We start from the raw sequence: 17,031 nt of genomic DNA, 5'->3' as shown, positions 1-17,031 counted from the left end.
TGCCGAATGGAATTCGTGCTCTATCTGTTGTTGGGCGCCTGTGCCGGTGTGCTGGCCGGGCTGTTCGGCGTGGGCGGCGGCATCATCATCGTGCCGGTGCTGGTGTTCAGCTTTACCCTGCAGGGTTTCGACGCTTCGGTGCTGACCCACCTGGCCGTTGGCACGTCACTGGCCACCATCGTCTTCACCTCGATCAACGCCGTGCGGGAGCACCACCGCAAGCGCGCGGTGCAATGGCCGATCTTCATCTGGATGACCGTCGGCATCCTCCTGGGGGCCGGTGTCGGTGCCAAGACCGCTTCGCTGATCCAGGGCCCACTGCTGCAAAAGATCATCGGTGTGTTCGCCCTGGTCATCGCCGCGCAGATGGCCCTTGACCTCAAGCCCAAGGCCAGCCGTGGCGTTCCCGGTAAACCTGGGCTGATCGGTGCAGGCGGCGTGATTGGCTGGGCCTCGGCCATTTTCGGCATTGGCGGTGGTTCGCTGACGGTGCCGTTCCTCACCTGGCGTAGCCTGCCCATGCAGCAGGCAGTGGCCACGTCATCGGCCTGTGGCCTGCCGATTGCTGTAGCCAGTGCCCTGAGCTTCATGCTGCTGGGTTGGCACGAGGAGCACCTGCCGCCCCACAGCCTGGGTTACGTGTACCTGCCCGCGCTGGTCGGCATTGCCGTGACCAGCATGTTTTTCGCCCGCTTCGGCGCGCGCCTGGCGCACAAGCTGTCGCCCCGTTTGTTGAAACGCCTGTTCGCAGCCCTGCTGTTCTGTGTCGGCCTCAGCTTTTTGATTTGAATCGAGAGGAAGTTCCATGCTGCCTTACCCGCAGATAGACCCCGTGGCCCTGGCCATCGGGCCGCTGAAAATCCATTGGTACGGCCTGATGTACCTGATCGGCATCGGCGGTGCCTGGTTGCTGGCCTCACGCCGGCTGAATCGCTTCGACCCCACCTGGAGCCGCGAGAAGCTGTCCGACCTGGTGTTCTGGCTGTCGATGGGGGTGATTGTCGGCGGGCGCCTGGGTTATGTGCTGTTCTACGACTTGCACGCCTACCTGGCCAACCCGACGCTGATCTTCGAGGTGTGGAAAGGCGGTATGTCGTTCCACGGCGGCTTCATCGGCGTGATGCTGGCGGCCTTGTGGTTCGGCAAGCGCAACAACAAGTCGTTCTTCGAGCTGATGGACTTCGTCGCCCCGCTGGTGCCGATTGGCCTGGGTGCCGGGCGTATCGGCAACTTCATCAACGCCGAACTGTGGGGCAAACCCACCGACGTGCCATGGGCGATGATCTTCCCGCCGTTCAGCGACCCGGCCCAGTTTCCGCGCCACCCGTCGCAGCTGTACCAGTTCGCCCTTGAGGGCGTGGCGCTGTTCGTCATCCTGTGGCTGTTCTCGCGCAAGCCACGGCCGACCATGGCGGTGTCAGGCATGTTCGCGCTGTTCTACGGTATCTTCCGTTTCATCGTCGAATTCGTGCGGGTGCCGGATGCTCAGCTGGGTTACATCGCCTGGGGCTGGCTGACCATGGGTCAGATTCTCTGTGTGCCGATGATCCTGGCTGGCCTCGGTCTGATCTGGTGGGCTTATAATCGCAAGCCCACGGCGAAACCCGCCTGATTAATCCCACGGCAGGGGCGATCCCCCTGCCGTTTTTGCTACAGGTAAGCCATGAAACAGTATCTGGACCTGGTCCGCGACGTCATTGATAACGGCACGTTGCAGGGAAACCGCACCGGCATCCGCACCATCAGCCTGCCGGGCGCGATGCTGCGTTTCGACCTGCAGAAGGGCTTTCCGGCCATTACCACGCGCAAGCTGGCGTTCAAGTCGGCGATCGGTGAAATGGTCGGTTTCCTGCGTGGCGTGAAGAACGCCGGTGAGTTCCGCGAGCTGGGTTGCAAGGTCTGGGACCAGAACGCCAACGAAAACGCCCAGTGGCTGGCCAACCCGTTCCGTCAGGGCCATGACGACCTGGGCGAGATCTATGGCGTGCAATGGCGCCAGTGGCCGGGCTACAAGCGCATCCCGCTGAGCAACCCGGCGGCCATCGAAATGGCCGAGCAAGCCGGTTTCCGCCGTATTGCCCAGGACGAAGAGGACGGCGTCGCGTTCGTCATCCTGTACAAGGCAATCGACCAGGTGCGCCAGTGCCTGGACACCATCGCCAACGACCCGGGTAGCCGCCGCATCCTGTTCCACGGCTGGAACTGCGCGCAACTGGACGAAATGGCACTGCCACCGTGTCACTTGCTGTACCAGTTCCACCCGAATGTCGAGACCAGGGAAATTTCCCTGACCCTCTACATCCGCTCCAACGACCTGGGGCTGGGCACGCCGTTCAACCTCACCGAAGGCGCGGCGCTGCTGTCGCTGTTTGGCCGCCTGACCGGCTATACACCGCGCTGGTTCACCTACTTCATCGGCGATGCCCATGTGTATGAAAACCACCTGGACATGCTCAACGAGCAGCTCAAGCGCGAGCCGCTGGAAGCGCCGAAGCTGGTCATCAGCGACCGTGTGCCGTCGTTTGCCGAGACTGGTAAGTACGAGCCGGAGTGGCTCGAGAAGATCGAACCGAGTGATTTCTGGCTGGAAGGCTATGAGCACCATGCGCCGATGACAGCGCCGATGGCGGTCTGATAGATCTCCATTGTTTGAACTGGCCTCTTCGCGGGTGAACCCGTTCCCACAGGGTACTGCACAGGCCTAAGTCGTGCGCGGTCCCTGGGGGAACGGGTTCACCCGCGAAGCTTTTGGCTCAGTGCCCGTGACTCCGCCCCACATGCGAATGTTCGGTATCCGGCACCGATACCGCCCCGTTTGTCTCCAGTTGCTGCAAGATCGCGCATTCACTCCCCTGCGTGTTGCAGCGCCGCCGCAGCTCCACCAGCTGCTCTTGCAATGCCACCAAGCCATCGATCCGCGCCTGAACATGCTCGATGTGCTCGTCGATCAGCGCATTGACGCTGCCGCATGCGTCGTCGGGGCTGTCGCGCAGGCGTAGCAGGCTGCGAATTTCATCCAGGGTCATGTCCAGCGTGCGGCAGTTGCGGATGAAGGTCAGCCGCTCCACATGGGCCTGGGTGTACAACCGGTAGTTGCCCTCGCTGCGCGCCGGCTCTGGCAGCAGGTTTTCACGCTCGTAGTAGCGGATGGTTTCCACCGCGCAGTCGGTGGCTTTGGCCAGTTCTCCGATCTTCATCACGAAATCTCCAGCAAGTGGCTTGACCCTATAGTGGCTACAGGGTGTTCACTTGGCAACAGGCTCAATTTAAGGATGACCCCATGAACCAGCCTGTCAGCCACGAACACAAGCATCCGCACGATCACGCTCATGGTGATGACGACCATGGCCATGCTGCCCACGGCCACAGCTGCTGCGGCGCCAAAACCGCGCCGCCGCTGGTGCAACTGAGCGAAACGGCCAGTGCCCAGGCACAACTCAGTCGTTTCCGCATCGATGCCATGGACTGCCCCACCGAGCAGACCCTGATTCAGGACAAACTGAGCAAGCTGGCCGGTATCGAACAGCTGGAATTCAACCTGATCAACCGCGTGCTTGGCGTGCGCCATACCTTGGACGGCACCGCCGATATCGAGCGGGCTATCGACAGCCTGGGCATGAAGGCCGAGCCGATTGCCGCCCAGGACGACGGCAGCGCCAGCGTGCCACAACCGGCCAAGGCCCGCTGGTGGCCACTGGCATTGTCGGGCGTCGCCGCGATCGCCGCCGAAATCGTGCACTTTGCTGCACTGGCCCCTGAGTGGGTGGTAGCGGGACTGGCGCTTGCCGCGATCCTCGGTTGCGGCCTGGGTACCTACAAGAAGGGCTGGATTGCCCTGAAAAACCGTAACCTCAACATCAATGCGCTGATGAGTATCGCCGTGACGGGGGCCGTATTGATCGGCCAGTGGCCGGAAGCGGCTATGGTGATGGTGCTGTTCACCGTTGCCGAACTGATCGAAGCGCGCTCGCTGGACCGTGCGCGCAATGCCATCGGCGGGTTGATGCAGCTGACCCCGGACATGGCTACGGTGCAGCAGGCCGATGGCCAGTGGCGCGAGCTGGAAGTGCGTGAGGTGGCCATCGGCGCACTGGTGCGGGTGCGCCCCGGTGAGCGCATCGGCCTGGACGGTGAAGTGACCAGCGGGCAATCCAGCGTCGATCAGGCGCCGATTACCGGCGAAAGCCTGCCTGTGGAGAAGGGGGTGGGCGACAAGCTGTTCGCTGGCACCATCAACCAGGCGGGGGCGCTGGAGTTTCGCGTCACCGCCGCTGCCGGGCAGTCGACCCTGGCGCGGATCATCAAGGCTGTGGAGGAAGCGCAGGGCGCGCGGGCGCCTACCCAACGCTTCGTCGACCGTTTCTCGCGTATCTACACCCCGGTGGTATTCGCCATTGCCCTGGCCGTGGCGCTGTTACCCCCGCTGTTCATGGCTGGCGCCTGGTTCGACTGGGTTTACCGCGCCTTGGTGCTGCTGGTGGTGGCCTGCCCCTGCGCGCTGGTGATCTCGACCCCGGTGACCATCGTCAGTGGCCTGGCCGCCGCTGCGCGCAAAGGCATCCTGATCAAGGGTGGCGTGTACCTGGAGGGTGGCCGCCACCTGGATTTCCTGGCCCTGGACAAGACCGGCACCATCACCCATGGCAAGCCGGTGCAGACCGACGCCAAGGTGCTGGCGCCGCTGTTCGAAGACCGTGCGCAAGCCTTGGCGGCCAGCCTGGGCGAGCGTTCGGACCACCCGGTGTCCCGCGCCATTGCCGAGTTCGGCAAGCAGCAAGGCCTGGCCTTGAGCGAGGTCAGTGACTTCGCCGCCCTGGCCGGGCGTGGCGTGCGTGGTGTCATCGCCGGTGAGGTCTACCACTTGGGCAACCACCGCCTGGTCGAGGAACTGGGGCTGTGTTCGCCAGCGCTGGAGGCCCAGCTTGATGCGCTGGAGCGCCAGGGCAAGACCGTGGTCCTGCTGCTCGACCGATCCGGCCCTCTGGCACTGTTCGCCGTGGCCGACACGGTCAAGGACAGCAGCCGTCAGGCGATCGCCGAATTGCATCAACTGGGTATCAAGACTGTCATGCTGACCGGTGACAATCCGCATACTGCGCAGGCCATTGCCGCCGTGGTGGGGATCGACCGCGCCGAGGGCAACCTGTTGCCGGCCGACAAGCTGAAAACCATTGAGGCGTTGTACGCCCAAGGCCATCGGGTAGGCATGGTCGGTGACGGCATCAACGACGCCCCGGCGCTGGCCCGCGCCGAAATCGGTTTTGCCATGGCTGCTGCCGGCACCGACACCGCCATCGAGACGGCTGATGTGGCACTGATGGACGATGACTTGCGCAAAATCCCGGCCTTCGTCAGGCTGTCGCGCCAAAGTGCGGCGATCCTCATGCAGAACATCGTTCTGGCGTTGGGCATCAAGGCGATATTTCTGGCGATCACCTTTGCCGGCATGGCCACGATGTGGATGGCGGTGTTCGCTGATATGGGCGTGAGCTTGCTGGTGGTGTTCAACGGCTTGCGCCTTTTGCGCAAATAGAGGACGTGCATGCTGAGTTCCGAGCTGAAGGCCTTCTACATGGTGGCCCGTCTGGGCAGCATTACCCAGGCGGCGAAGAAGCTAGGCCTCAGCCAGCCCACGGTGACCACGCAGATCCGCAGCCTGGAAGGCCAGTACGCCGTGGAGTTGTTCTACCGCGGCGGGCGGCGCCTGGTGTTGAGCGAGGAGGGCTTACGCCTGCTGCCGATGGTCAAGGCGCTGCTGCAGCAGGAAGCCGACATCGAGTTCGAGCTGCGCAACAGTGGTCAGGCCCAGGGCAGCCTGCGCATTGCGGCCACTGCGCCTTACTACATTCTCGACCTGGTCAAGATCTATCGCGAACGCTTGCCGCAGGTTGAAGTGGCGGTGGAGATCGGCAACTCGCAGCAGGTGCTGGAAATGCTCGAGGATTACCGGGTGGATATTGCCGCGTCGTCGCAATGGGTGGAGGACGCGCGGTTGGTGCGGCGGATACTGGGCACTGACCCCTTGGTGGTGGCGGTGCACCGCAACCACCCTCTGGCCCAACGCCAGACGGTGTCGATCGAGGTGGTGTCGGGGCATTGCCTGCTGATGCGCGAGAAGGGCTCGACCACACGCAAGCTGACCGAGCAGATGATGCAGGAGGCCGGGGTCAAGGCCGGCGCCCTGATGGAGATCGGCAGTCGCGAGTCGATCCGCGAAGCGGTGCTGCGCAATATCGGCATCAGCGTGATTGCCCGTCATGAGGTGCCGCACAATCCCGAACTCCGGGTGCTGGCGCTGGAAAATGCGCCGGTGATGCATGAGTACCTGTATTGCCTGAAGGAACGGCGCCAGGCCCGGTTGCCGGCGGCATTCCTGGGGGTGGCGCAGGAAGTGGCCGGTTCGCAGTTCTAGATTCGCGTTGGCTTGTTCGCGGGTAGACCCGCTCCTGCATTTCTGCGTACATTTTCCGCAAACACGCATTCCGTTGTAGGAGCGGGTTTACCCGCGAAGAGGCCGGCACAGGCCACTACTAAATCTGCCTATACCACTATCACCGGCTTTTGCCTTAAAGCCACAGAACCTTCGCACAGCCTGCCTAGCATGGCCCCATCTCTTCGATGAGGACATGCCATGAACCACACCACCCCCGGCGCACAGATAAAAGTGTGCAACATCCACAAGCGCTTCGGTGCCTTTACGGCGCTCAACGATGTCTCGCTGGACATCGCCGCGGGCGAACTGGTGTGCCTGCTCGGCCCGTCCGGTTGTGGCAAGACCACGCTGCTGCGCTGCATTGCCGGCCTGGAGCGCCAGGACCGCGGTACGCTGTACATCGGCGAACGCGATATCTCCAAGCTGTCACCCCAGGCGCGGGACTACGGCATCCTGTTCCAGTCCTATGCGCTGTTTCCCAACCTTACCGTCGAAGCCAATATCGCCTATGGCCTGACGGGCAGTGGTCGCGAGCAGGCCCGTCAGCGGGTGGCCGAAATGCTCGAACTGGTTGGCCTGTCTGGCAGCGAGAAGAAGTACCCAGGCCAGCTCTCCGGTGGCCAGCAGCAACGTGTGGCCCTGGCCCGCGCGCTGGCACCGTCGCCATCGCTGCTGCTGCTCGATGAGCCGATGTCGGCGCTGGACGCCCGGGTGCGCGAGCACTTGTGCACCGAACTGCGTCAGCTGCAGCGCCAACTGGGCATCACCACGTTGATGGTTACCCACAACCAGGACGAGGCCATGTTGATGGCCGACCGCATTGCGGTGATGAACAACGGTCAGGTCGAGCAGTACGCCACCCCGCAGGAAATCTACGACCACCCGGCCACGCCGTTCGTGGCCGAGTTCGTCGGCCAGGGCAACTGGCTGCCGTTCCAGCGCCGCAGCGACAGCCATGCCCTGGTCGGCGACATGAACATGCGCCTGGCGCCGGGTTCAGCCCAGGCCAGCAGTGGCCGGCTGTTCTGCCGCCCGGAAGCGATCACGGTCAACCCGGTGGTGCACGAAGAGAACCTGTTCCCGGCCATGGTCCGCGAAATCACCTTCCTCGGTAACCGCTGCCGCATGAGCTTTGAACTCAAGGCCCTGCCAGGCCATGCCCTGCTGGCCGAACTGGCACCCGAGGCCATGCCGCGCCTGGGTTCGCAGGACATCTGGGTGGCATTGCCGCCGCAGAGCCTGCAGGTGTTTGCCTGAGATGGCCGCGCCAATGTCCCTGCCGTTGAGCCAGGCCAACGTCGCGCCGCGTGCTGGCATCGCCCTGGGTGACCGGCTGTTCGTCATCGGCGGCAAGAGCCTGCTGCTGATTCTGTTGGTGCTGGCCGTGCTGATGCCGTTGCTGGCGATCTTCTGGCGTGGTTTCAGCGGTGAAGCGGGCCAGGGCGGTGGCTTGCTGGCGGCCCGTGAATTGTTCACCAGCGCCAGCTTCCATTGGTTGCTTGGCAACAGCCTGTCGGTGGCCTTCACTGTCGCGGCCATTGTGGTACCGCTGGCCTATTTGTTCGCCTTTGCCCTGCAACGCACGTTGATCCCGGCCAAGGGCCTGTGGCGGGGGATTTCGCTGCTGCCATTGCTGGCACCGTCGATGCTGCCGGCGATCGCCCTGGTCTACCTGTTTGGCAATCAGGGCCTGCTGCGTGGGTTGCTCAGCGACAATATCTACGGCTTCTGGGGCATCGTGCTGGGCGAGGCCATCTATACCTTCCCGCATGCGCTGATGATTCTGCTGTCGGCACTGTCACTGGCCGATGCTCGCCTGTTCGATGCGGCCTCCAGCATGGGGGCAGGCTCGTGGCGTGCGTTCACCAGCATCACCTGGCCGGCCTCGCGCCAGGCGGTATTCGCGGCGTTTTGCCTGGTATTCACGCTGACTATCACAGACTTCGGTGTACCGGTCGTGGTGGGGGGCGACTATCAAGTGCTGGCGCTGGAAGCCTACAAGGCGGTGGTGGGCCAGCAACAGTTCGGCCGTGGCGCGCTGATCGGCATGGTGCTGCTGTTGCCGGCCCTGTTCAGCTTTACCGTCGACGCCTGGCTGCGTAGACGCCAGGGCGAGGCCATGGGTGGCCGTGCCCAGGTGTTCGAACCCAAGCCATCACGCGGCCGCGATGCCTGCTTCCTGACCATTGTGCTGCTGGTGTGCGCGGCGTTGCTGGTGGTGATCGGTATGGCGGTGTACTCCTCGCTGGTCACTTTCTGGCCCTACAACCTGTCCTTGTCGCTGCGCCACTACCTGTTCGAAGACACTGCCGGTGGCGGCTGGCTGGCCTACCGCAATAGCGTGACCATGGCCATTGGCACCGCGCTGATCGGCAGCATCGTGATCTTCACTGGTGCCTACCTGATGGAGAAGACCCAGGGCCAACGCCTGCTCAATCATGCGCTGCGCCTGCTCAGCTTCATTCCCATGGCCGTGCCGGGCCTGGTGCTGGGCCTGGGCTACGTATTCTTCTTCAACCTGAACGGCAACCCGCTGCATGTGCTGTACGGCGGCATGGGGTTGCTGGTGGTGTGCACCATTGCCCATTACCTGACCACCGCGCAGATGACCGCGACCACCGCCCTGCGCCAGCTCGACGGCGAGTTCGAGGCTGCCGCGATGTCGCTGAAAGCGCCGCTGTACAGGCACTTCCTGCGCGTGACCGTGCCGATTTGCCTGCCGGCACTGCTGGACATCATCCGCTACCTGTTCGTATCGGCAATGACCACCGTGTCGGCAGCGATTTTCCTGTACAGCCCCGACACCCTCCTGGCTGCCGTTGCCGTGCTGAACATGGACGACGCCGGCAACGTTGGCGGTGCCGCCGCCATGTCCACCTTGATCCTGCTGACCAGTGCCGGCGCTTCACTGTTGCTGGCTGCAGCCTCGCGCGGCCTGCTGCGCCGCTCCCAAGCCTGGCGCCAACGCGCCGCGACCGTCTGACCTGAAAGGAACCTACCCATGCACAAGCACCTTGCCCTTGCCGCTGCTGTTTCCGCCGTGTTCAGCCTGCAGGCTTCGGCCGCTGCTACCCAGCTGACGGTCTACACCGCCCTGGAAGCCGAGCAGCTGAAAACCTACAAACAGGCCTTTGAGAAAGCCAACCCGGATATCGAGATCAAGTGGGTGCGTGATTCCACCGGCATCATCACTGCCAAGCTGCTGGCGGAGAAAGAGCGCCCGCAAGCCGACGCTGTGTGGGGGCTGGCGGCATCGAGCCTGGCCATCCTCGATCAGAACGGCATGCTCGAAGCTTATGCGCCCAAGGACCTGGGCAAGATTTCCGGCAATTATCGTGACGCCGCCAACCCGCCAGCCTGGGTCGGCATGGACGTGTGGGCCGCCACCATTTGCTTCAACACCATCGAGGCCGAGAAACAGGGCCTGAGCAAACCGGTGAGCTGGCAGGACCTGACCAAGCCTGAGTACAAAGGCAAGATCGTCATGCCCAACCCGGCCTCGTCCGGCACCGGCTTCCTGGATGTCAGTGCCTGGTTGCAAACCTTTGGCGAGCCGCAGGGCTGGGCCTACATGGATGCGCTGCACCAGAACATCGGCCAGTACGTCCATTCCGGCTCCAAACCGTGCAAGTTGGCGGCGGCGGGCGAGTTCCCGATCGGAATTTCGTTCGAATACCCGGCCGTTCAGCTCAAGCGCCAAGGCGCGCCGTTGGACATCGTGTTGCCAAAGGAGGGTTTGGGCTGGGAGATCGAGGCAACCGCAGTGATCAAAGGCTCGCCCAAGGCCGATGCGGCCAAGCGTCTGGCCGATTTCTCAGCCAGCCCGGCGGCCATGGAACTGTACAAGGAAAACTTCGCCGTACTGGCCGCGCCGGGCATCGCCAAGCCGCAGACCGAGCTGCCGGCGGATTATGAGCAGCGGTTGATCAAGAACGACTTTGTCTGGGCTTCTAAAAACCGTGACCAAATTCTGGCCGAATGGCGCGAGCGCTATGACGGCAAGTCGGAGAAGGTGGCCCAGCAGTAACGATTCACTATTGCAGGGCCGGCCTCTTCGCGGGTAAACCCGCTCCTACACAGATTGGTGGTGGGCACACATCGGGGGTTGGACACAGGCCGCCGTGTAGGAGCGGGTTCACCCGCGAAGAGGCCGGCCCTGCTGGCCAATCTCCACCCGCCGTTCACCGTTGCCGCCGCCACCGTATTCGCGGGTAAACCCGCTCCTACGCAGATTGGTGGTGGGCACACTACACAGGCCGCCGTAGGAGCGGGTATACCCGCGAAAGGGCCGACCCTGCTGGCTCAAATCTGTGAAACCAGCGCCTCCAGCTGCTCCTGCCGCTCAGCCTGATTCAGCTTCGCCCCGGGATTCAGGGTGGACCACTGCGGGTGCGCCCGCGCTTTGACCAACGCCTCCGGCAACTTGCCCTCGCGCCAGGCCTTTTCATCCAGCTCGCCCAGGCGAATGCTGTCCTGCGCCGCATGCCCGCGGTTATCCAGCGCCACCATCAACTGCTGCTGACGCAAGGCCAGCAAACGCAATACCGTGTCATCCACGGTCAGCTCGCGCTTGCCCTTGAGCTTGCCCATCAACCGCGAACCATAGTTGCGCGCCGTCTGCAGCGCGCCACCGGCAATCGCCCCGGCCAGCGCCGCTGCGCCGAGGGTAAGGCCACCAACCAGCAAATCGACCCCGGCACCGGCCGCAGCACCCGCCGCCACACCGCTGCCCAGGCGCACGCCCAGCAGTTTCAACGTCTCTGGATTGAACAAATCATCGCCCCAGCGGCCGTCCAGCAACGGCAGGTCGCTGGCATGGGCATCCTCGCGTCGGAAGGCATACAGCTTGAGCAAGGCTTCGACGCAGCGTTGTTCACGTTGGCGAATGTCCTGGCGCAGCGCCGCGATGGCCCGGGCTTCTGCCGCCGGTTCGGCCTCGACACTGCGCCGGCATGCAGCGCAATCGAGCAGCAGTTCGGCGATCAGGCGCTTGCCGCTGTGCCGGCGTGCCAAGCGCTGCGCCTGCTGGTCGTCGATCAGCCGTTGCAGCGCCGGGCGGGCGTTTTCCAGCAGCAGCGCCAGGCTTTCATACAAACGGCGCTCCCCATCTTCCGGCGGGGCCACGCTGTCGAACCGCACCAGTGCGTGAAGCCCAAGCCGGGCAAGGGCTTCACGCCATTCCGGTTCGCGGTGCTGGCTGCTGGCGACGAAGTTGAGCACCGGCAGCAACGGCTTGCCGCAGTTGGCCAGTACTTCCAGTTCGTCGCGGTACTTGGCCAGCACCGGCTCGCGCGCATCGATCACATACAGCCCGGCATTACTGGCCAGCAGTTGGCGCAATACCTTGGCCTCCTGCTCGAAACGTTGGCGCGCTTCGCTGCCCTGCAGAAAACGCTCCAGCCGGGCCGGGCCGTCCAGGCGCTCGCCCGGGCGTTCCAGACGTTCAAGGTAGTCGAGCAGGGCGATGGCATCTTCCAGGCCGGGCGTGTCGTACAGCTCCAGCAAGGGTTCACCGTCCACAGACAGCCGCGCACCTTCCACATGGCGGGTAGTGCTGGGGCGGTGGGACACTTCGCCAAAACCGACGTCGCGGGTCAGGGTGCGCAGTAGCGAGGTTTTGCCAACATTGGTATGGCCGACCACGGCCAGTTTCAGTGGCTCAGTCATGGCCATGCTCCAGCCAGGTCAGCGGTGAGGTGTCGGCATGTTGCAGGCCAAGGCGATCAAGGGCTTCGTGCCAATCGCCCAGGCGCTCGGCATCGAGAGGCTGGCCTGGTGCAGCCTGCAGCAGCCAGATACGGGTTGCGCCGGCATTGCGCGCCAGTTCGGCGAGCAGCGCCAAACTGCCGCGGTCCGGCGAGCGACGTGGGTCGCAGGCGATGGCCAGGCGTGCCGGTGGGAAGCGGCTGAGCTGTTCCAACAGCCGGTTGCGTGATTCGCGGCTGTCGAGCACGCCGGCATCGGTCACGCTTTTCGGCAGGGCGGGTGGCCAGGGGCGCTGGTCGTCCAGCTCCAGGCCCACCAGCAGGGCACCGCTGCTGCCGCTTTCCAGCTGCCCGGCGGCAAACTGCGGCAAGGCTTGCGGGGCAGCATCCTGCACGCCCATGCGTTCGCTGCGCGGCATCAGTGCCTCGCGCAGTTGCGCGTAGCCGGGCAACCCCAGGTCCAGCGTCAGGCGTTCACGGCCCTGGCGCCAGCGCCACAGGCATAGCCCGGCCAGCAGCAGGCGGGGCAGCAGGCCGTATACCAGCACCACGCCGAGCAGCCAGCTGGCCCAGGCCTGGCGGGCCACGTCCAGGGCTGGCAGGCTGTCGCCGCTGGCGCGGATCATGGCTTCGTCGGGCACGGCGAAGCCCAGCAACGAGGGGAGGGCGCCCAGCGCTTGGGTCAGGTGAATGAACGGGTCGGCGGCGAGCAAGGTGGTTTCCCAGACAAAGCCATAGCGTCGGGTCGCCAGCAAGACCAGCAGCATGCCCAGCGCGGTGAGCATCGCCAGCAGCCACAGGCCGTGTACCAACAGGCCGAGCAGCCACCGGTTGAGGCGTTGACGTTGCAGCAGCACCAGCAGCGCTGGCGCCAGGTGCGCGGCCTTGGCATCGCGGGCAAAGCGTTCGCTTAGCCACAGCCACAAGCGGCCCAGCCCTGCGCCATGCTCGCCGCTCAGGGCAAAACCCATGCCCCAGCCAAGTAGCATCAGCAGGTTCAGCCCGAGTAGGCTGCCCAGCGCCCAGAACACATTCACCGGGCGCTGCCCGTCACCGAGGGCGGCCAGCCCCAGGCCCGCGCCGCTGAGCACGGCCATCAGCAACAAGGCCAGCAGCGCCAGGCGCGCGCCCTGCTTCCAATGGCGCAGGGCGCCGGTCATGTCATCGCGCTCGGCCAGGAACAGCGCACGTGTTTCGATGCGCGTGGCCAGGTCGCCACCTAGCTGGCGGGCGTAGCGGTTGGCTTCCTGGTCTTCCAGCGGGCCGGCATGTTCTTCGCGCAGGCGTACCGCTTCGGTGAGCCAGCGCTTGTCCAGTGGCGTGGGTGCAGTCACAAGGTCTTCCATTGCACAGGTCAAGGCAGAAGCATAACCCACACGCCCGGTGCTATCCTCGCTGGCATGAATACATCACTCCCCCTCAGCCTGATCGCGGCTTATGCCGAGAACCGCGTGATCGGCATCGACAACTCCATGCCCTGGCATTTGCCGGGGGACTTCAAGTACTTCAAGGCCACCACCCTGGGCAAGCCGATCATCATGGGGCGCAAGACCTGGGACTCGCTGGGGCGGCCGCTGCCTGGGCGGCTGAACATCGTGGTCAGCCGCCAGCCGGGGCTTGAACTGGCGGGTGCCGAAGTGTTCGCCTCGCTTGAGGAGGCGTTGGTGCGGGCCGAGCAGTGGGCGCGCGAGCAGGGCGTCGGTGAGCTGATGCTGATTGGGGGCGCGCAGCTGTATGGGCAGGCGCTGGAGAAGGGGCTGGTCAGCCGCATGTACCTGACGCGGGTTGAGTTGGCGCCAGAGGGGGATGCGTGGTTCCCGGCGTTTGATGAAGGGCAGTGGAGGCTGACTTCTAGCGAGGCACAGGCTGAGGAAGGTAAGCCGGTGTATCACTTCGAGGTTTGGGATAAGGGGTGAGATTGTTGGGGGCTGCTCTGCAGCCCTTTCGCGGGTGAACCCGCTCCTACAGCGGCCTGTGTCCAACCCCCGATGTGTATCCACCACCCTGTAGGAGCGGGTTTACCCGCGAATACGATAGCGGCGGCAACGGTGAACGGCGGGTGAAAATTGGCCAGCAGGCCTGGCCCTTTCGCGGGTAAACCCGCCCCTACGGGGGACCGCAGGGTGTTCAGATTTTGAGCAAGACACAAGCGGCCTTGTTGCGAAAGGGGCGCAACGCGCCCCCGGCAATCTATCAGGTGTGGCTCAGCTCGGCATGTTCATCACCGGCCAGCACTGCCTTGTCAGTCTCTTTCAACAGCTGGCTGGTGACAACGCCCGCCGTCATCGAACCGTTCACGTTCAACGCCGTACGGCCCATGTCGATCAGCGGCTCCACCGAAATCAGCAACGCCACCAGTTCCACCGGCAAGCCCATGGCTGGCAGCACGATCAGCGCGGCAAAGGTGGCACCGCCGCCCACGCCGGCAACCCCTGCAGAGCTCAGCGTGACGATGGCCACCAGGGTAGCGATCCACAGTGGGTCGAAGGTGTCGATGCCCACCGCTGGCGCGACCATCACCGCCAGCATGGCAGGATAGAGCCCGGCACAGCCGTTCTGGCCAATGGTGGTGCCGAACGATGCGCTGAAGCTGGCGATCGATTGCGGCACGCCCAGACGGCGGGTTTGTGCTTCGATGTTCAGCGGAATGCTGGCGGCGCTGGAGCGGCTGGTGAAGGCGAAGGTCAGCACCGGCCACACCTTGCGGAAGAAGCGCAGCGGGCTCACGCCGGTGGCGGCGAGGATGATGCCGTGCACCACGAACATCAACCCCAGGCCCAGGTACGACACCACCACGAAGCTGCCCAGCTTGAGGATGTCCTCTGTGTTGGAACTGGCCACTACTTTGGTCATCAACGCCAGCACGCCATAGGGGGTCAGCTTCATCACGACCCGCACCAGGCGCATTACCCAGGCCTGCAGGGTGTCGATGGCCGACAGGGCGCGCTCGCCTTTCTCGGCGTCGTCCTTGATCAACTGGAGCGCGGCCAGGCCGAGGAACACGGCAAAAATCACCACGCTGATGATCGAGGTCGGCTTGGCCCGCGCCAGGTCGCCTACCGGGTTGCTGGGGATGAACGACAGCAGCAGTTGCGGGATGTTGAGGTCGGCAACCTTGCCCGCGTAGTCACTGTGGATAACCTGCATGCGTGCGCTTTCCTGGGCGCCGGCCACCAGGCCCTCGGCGCTGAGGCCGAACAGGTTGGTCAACACAATGCCAATCAGGGCGGCAATGGCCGTGGTCAGCAGCAGGGTGCCGATGCTCAGCACGCTGATGCGGCCCAGCGAAGAGGCAGTGTGCAAACGTGCCACGGCACTGAGGATCGAGGCGAAGATCAGCGGCATGACGATCATCTGCAGCAGGCCGACATAGCCGTTGCCGACCAGATCGAGCCAGGCGATGGTTGCCTTGAGCACGGGGTGGCCAGCGCCATAGATCGTGTGCAGCACAAGGCCGAAGACCACGCCCAGCACCAGGCCAAGCAGTACCTTCTTGGCCAGGCTCCAGTCGGTGCGGCGGGTTTGTGCCAGGCCCAGCAACAGGGCCAGGAACGCCAGCAGGTTGAGTGACAGCGGCAGATTCATTGAAGCTCCAGCAGAAAAAAGCAGAAGTGGCATCGCCTCTGTGAGCGATTGCGAACGGAAATGCTAACAGCCTGAAAACAAACGAATTTATACCCAAATGGAATTTGCATAGTCGTTTATGGAATAACGGGATGTCGCAGATTGCAATGAACAAGGCGTTTGCGGCTGCCTGGAGGTCGTTATCGGGGGCTTGCAGTGGGGATTGTTGCACTAGCGTTTCTGGGTCATTTCAGGAGATTCGTACATGAAAGTCGCTGTGAAAGCCGCCGCCATTGGCCTGTCCCTGCTGTTCAGTATCGAAACCTTCGCCACGGAGCTCAAACACTGGCCCGCCGACGCGGCCAAACAGCTCGACAGCATGATCGCCGCCAATGCCAACAAGGGTAACTACGCGGTATTCGACATGGACAACACCAGTTACCGCTATGACCTGGAAGAAGCCTTGCTTCCGTTCATGGAAAACAAAGGCCTGCTAAGCCGCGACAAGCTCGACCCTTCGTTGAAGCTGATGCCGTTCAAGGACACTGCCGAGCACAAGGAAAGCCTGTTCAGTTATTACTACCGGCTGTGTGAAATCGATGACATGGTCTGCTACCCGTGGGTAGCCCAGGTGTTCTCCGGCTTTACCTTGCAGGCGCTGAAGGTGCAGGTGGATGAGCTGATGGCTTCGACCAAGCCGATCCCCAGCACCTATTACGAAGGCGACCAGGTCAAGGCCATCGAGGTTCAGCCGCCCAAGGTCTTCAAGGGCCAGGCCGAGCTGTACAACAAGCTGATGGAGAACGGCATCGAGGTCTATGTGATTTCGGCGGCCTCCGAGGAGCTGGTGCGCATGGTCGCCTCGGACCCCAAGTATGGTTATAACGTGAAGCCCCAGAACGTGATTGGCGTGAGCCTGCTGCTCAAGGACCGCGCCAGCGGACAGCTGACCACTGCGCGCAAGCAGATCAGCGCCGGGCACTACGATGCCAAGGCTAACGAGGGCCTGGAGCTGACCCCTTACCTGTGGACCCCAGCCACCTGGATGGCGGGCAAGCAGGCGGCGATCCTTACCTACATCGATGAGTGGAAGAAACCGGTGCTGGTGGGCGGCGACACGCCGACCAGCGATGGCTACATGCAGTTCCACGGGGTGGATGTAGGCAAAGGTGGTATCCACCTGTGGATAAACCGCAAGGCCAAGTACATGGACCAGCTCAACGGGATGATTGCCAAAAATGCAGCGGCGCAGGCCAAGGAAGGGTTGCCGGTGACGGCAGACAAGAACTGGGTGATCGTCACGCCGGAGCAGATCCAGTAACGGGAATA

General features: G+C 63.6%; 14 protein-coding genes. 10 read left to right on the top strand and 4 right to left on the bottom strand.

The window, feature by feature from the left end; genetic code table 11:
- The first annotated feature begins 6 nt into the window (after positions 1-6).
- Genes REH59_RS27370 through REH59_RS27360 form a run of 3 tightly spaced genes read left to right on the top strand, consistent with a single transcriptional unit; the run spans position 7 to position 2,635 of the window.
- Positions 7-789 (top strand): sulfite exporter TauE/SafE family protein, encoded by a 783-nt coding sequence (locus tag REH59_RS27370; RefSeq protein WP_014861379.1) that lies wholly within the window; start codon positions 7-9, stop codon positions 787-789.
- 16 nt (positions 790-805) lie between these two features.
- Positions 806-1,612: a prolipoprotein diacylglyceryl transferase gene (gene lgt / locus REH59_RS27365; RefSeq protein ID WP_014861380.1), complete on the top strand. Its 807-nt coding sequence runs from the start codon at positions 806-808 to the stop codon at positions 1,610-1,612.
- 51 nt (positions 1,613-1,663) lie between these two features.
- The gene (locus tag REH59_RS27360) at positions 1,664-2,635 is read left to right on the top strand and encodes a thymidylate synthase (protein ID WP_003249029.1); all 972 of its coding nucleotides are present in this window, start codon (positions 1,664-1,666) and stop codon (positions 2,633-2,635) included.
- Positions 2,636-2,753: 118 nt separating this feature from the next.
- On the opposite strand, the gene cadR is transcribed toward REH59_RS27360, so the two are convergent.
- Complete coding sequence (gene cadR / locus REH59_RS27355) at positions 2,754-3,197, bottom strand: cadmium resistance transcriptional regulator CadR (RefSeq protein ID WP_003249034.1); 444 nt, start codon at positions 3,195-3,197, stop codon at positions 2,754-2,756.
- An 83-nt stretch (positions 3,198-3,280) separates the two neighbouring features.
- On the opposite strand from cadR, the gene REH59_RS27350 reads away from it, so the two are divergent.
- The 5 genes from REH59_RS27350 to REH59_RS27330 all read left to right on the top strand — a co-directional run bounded on the left by REH59_RS27350 (position 3,281) and on the right by REH59_RS27330 (position 10,460).
- Entirely contained in the window at positions 3,281-5,533 is a 2,253-nt protein-coding gene (locus REH59_RS27350) for a heavy metal translocating P-type ATPase (RefSeq protein WP_014861381.1), read from the top strand.
- 9 nt (positions 5,534-5,542) lie between these two features.
- Positions 5,543-6,412 carry a LysR family transcriptional regulator gene (locus REH59_RS27345; RefSeq protein WP_003249038.1) on the top strand — a complete coding sequence of 290 codons (870 nt, stop codon included), beginning with the start codon at positions 5,543-5,545 and terminating at the stop codon, positions 6,410-6,412.
- Positions 6,413-6,631: 219 nt separating this feature from the next.
- Positions 6,632-7,690 carry a putative 2-aminoethylphosphonate ABC transporter ATP-binding protein gene (locus REH59_RS27340; RefSeq protein WP_003249040.1) on the top strand — a complete coding sequence of 353 codons (1,059 nt, stop codon included), beginning with the start codon at positions 6,632-6,634 and terminating at the stop codon, positions 7,688-7,690.
- A gap of 1 nt (position 7,691) precedes the next feature.
- Complete coding sequence (locus REH59_RS27335; protein ID WP_014861382.1) at positions 7,692-9,416, top strand: putative 2-aminoethylphosphonate ABC transporter permease subunit; 1,725 nt, start codon at positions 7,692-7,694, stop codon at positions 9,414-9,416.
- Positions 9,417-9,434: 18 nt separating this feature from the next.
- Positions 9,435-10,460, top strand: a complete 1,026-nt coding sequence (locus REH59_RS27330; protein ID WP_014861383.1) for a putative 2-aminoethylphosphonate ABC transporter substrate-binding protein — start codon at positions 9,435-9,437, stop codon at positions 10,458-10,460.
- A 275-nt stretch (positions 10,461-10,735) separates the two neighbouring features.
- On the opposite strand, the gene REH59_RS27325 is transcribed toward REH59_RS27330, so the two are convergent.
- Together REH59_RS27325 and REH59_RS27320 are read right to left on the bottom strand one after the other, a co-directional pair.
- Positions 10,736-12,100: a GTPase/DUF3482 domain-containing protein gene (locus REH59_RS27325; protein WP_012053978.1), complete on the bottom strand. Its 1,365-nt coding sequence runs from the start codon at positions 12,098-12,100 to the stop codon at positions 10,736-10,738.
- Complete coding sequence (locus REH59_RS27320; protein ID WP_014861704.1) at positions 12,093-13,484, bottom strand: DUF2868 domain-containing protein; 1,392 nt, start codon at positions 13,482-13,484, stop codon at positions 12,093-12,095. Before REH59_RS27320 ends, REH59_RS27325 begins: the two co-directional genes overlap by 8 nt.
- A gap of 54 nt (positions 13,485-13,538) precedes the next feature.
- Between REH59_RS27320 and REH59_RS27315 the strand changes: the two genes are divergently transcribed.
- The gene (locus REH59_RS27315; protein WP_003249048.1) at positions 13,539-14,054 is read left to right on the top strand and encodes a dihydrofolate reductase; all 516 of its coding nucleotides are present in this window, start codon (positions 13,539-13,541) and stop codon (positions 14,052-14,054) included.
- A gap of 277 nt (positions 14,055-14,331) precedes the next feature.
- Here REH59_RS27315 and REH59_RS27310 read toward each other — a convergent pair whose 3' ends face one another.
- The gene (locus tag REH59_RS27310; protein WP_014861503.1) at positions 14,332-15,723 is read right to left on the bottom strand and encodes an L-cystine transporter; all 1,392 of its coding nucleotides are present in this window, start codon (positions 15,721-15,723) and stop codon (positions 14,332-14,334) included.
- Between the two features lie 244 nt (positions 15,724-15,967).
- Between REH59_RS27310 and REH59_RS27305 the strand changes: the two genes are divergently transcribed.
- Positions 15,968-17,023 carry a phosphorylcholine phosphatase gene (locus REH59_RS27305; protein WP_014861502.1) on the top strand — a complete coding sequence of 352 codons (1,056 nt, stop codon included), beginning with the start codon at positions 15,968-15,970 and terminating at the stop codon, positions 17,021-17,023.
- The last annotated feature ends 8 nt before the right edge of the window (positions 17,024-17,031 follow it).

It is taken from the genome of Pseudomonas sp. BO3-4, from assembly GCF_034044115.1.
GTDB lineage: Bacteria > Pseudomonadota > Gammaproteobacteria > Pseudomonadales > Pseudomonadaceae > Aquipseudomonas > Aquipseudomonas alloputida.
The sequence above is the reverse complement of the archived record's forward strand: the minus strand, read 5'-3'. Positions and strand labels throughout refer to the sequence as shown.

Excerpts from the sequence above, each read along its gene's own strand:
- REH59_RS27370 (WP_014861379.1), top strand. The coding sequence starts at position 7 with ATGGAATTCGTGCTCTATCTGTTGTTGGGCGCCTGTGCCGGTGTGCTG.
- lgt (WP_014861380.1), top strand. The coding sequence starts at position 806 with ATGCTGCCTTACCCGCAGATAGACCCCGTGGCCCTGGCCATCGGGCCG.
- REH59_RS27360 (WP_003249029.1), top strand. The coding sequence starts at position 1,664 with ATGAAACAGTATCTGGACCTGGTCCGCGACGTCATTGATAACGGCACG.
- cadR (WP_003249034.1), bottom strand. The coding sequence starts at position 3,197 with ATGAAGATCGGAGAACTGGCCAAAGCCACCGACTGCGCGGTGGAAACC.
- REH59_RS27350 (WP_014861381.1), top strand. The coding sequence starts at position 3,281 with ATGAACCAGCCTGTCAGCCACGAACACAAGCATCCGCACGATCACGCT.
- REH59_RS27345 (WP_003249038.1), top strand. The coding sequence starts at position 5,543 with ATGCTGAGTTCCGAGCTGAAGGCCTTCTACATGGTGGCCCGTCTGGGC.
- REH59_RS27340 (WP_003249040.1), top strand. The coding sequence starts at position 6,632 with ATGAACCACACCACCCCCGGCGCACAGATAAAAGTGTGCAACATCCAC.
- REH59_RS27335 (WP_014861382.1), top strand. The coding sequence starts at position 7,692 with ATGGCCGCGCCAATGTCCCTGCCGTTGAGCCAGGCCAACGTCGCGCCG.
- REH59_RS27330 (WP_014861383.1), top strand. The coding sequence starts at position 9,435 with ATGCACAAGCACCTTGCCCTTGCCGCTGCTGTTTCCGCCGTGTTCAGC.
- REH59_RS27325 (WP_012053978.1), bottom strand. The coding sequence starts at position 12,100 with ATGACTGAGCCACTGAAACTGGCCGTGGTCGGCCATACCAATGTTGGC.
- REH59_RS27320 (WP_014861704.1), bottom strand. The coding sequence starts at position 13,484 with ATGGAAGACCTTGTGACTGCACCCACGCCACTGGACAAGCGCTGGCTC.
- REH59_RS27315 (WP_003249048.1), top strand. The coding sequence starts at position 13,539 with ATGAATACATCACTCCCCCTCAGCCTGATCGCGGCTTATGCCGAGAAC.
- REH59_RS27310 (WP_014861503.1), bottom strand. The coding sequence starts at position 15,723 with ATGAATCTGCCGCTGTCACTCAACCTGCTGGCGTTCCTGGCCCTGTTG.
- REH59_RS27305 (WP_014861502.1), top strand. The coding sequence starts at position 15,968 with ATGAAAGTCGCTGTGAAAGCCGCCGCCATTGGCCTGTCCCTGCTGTTC.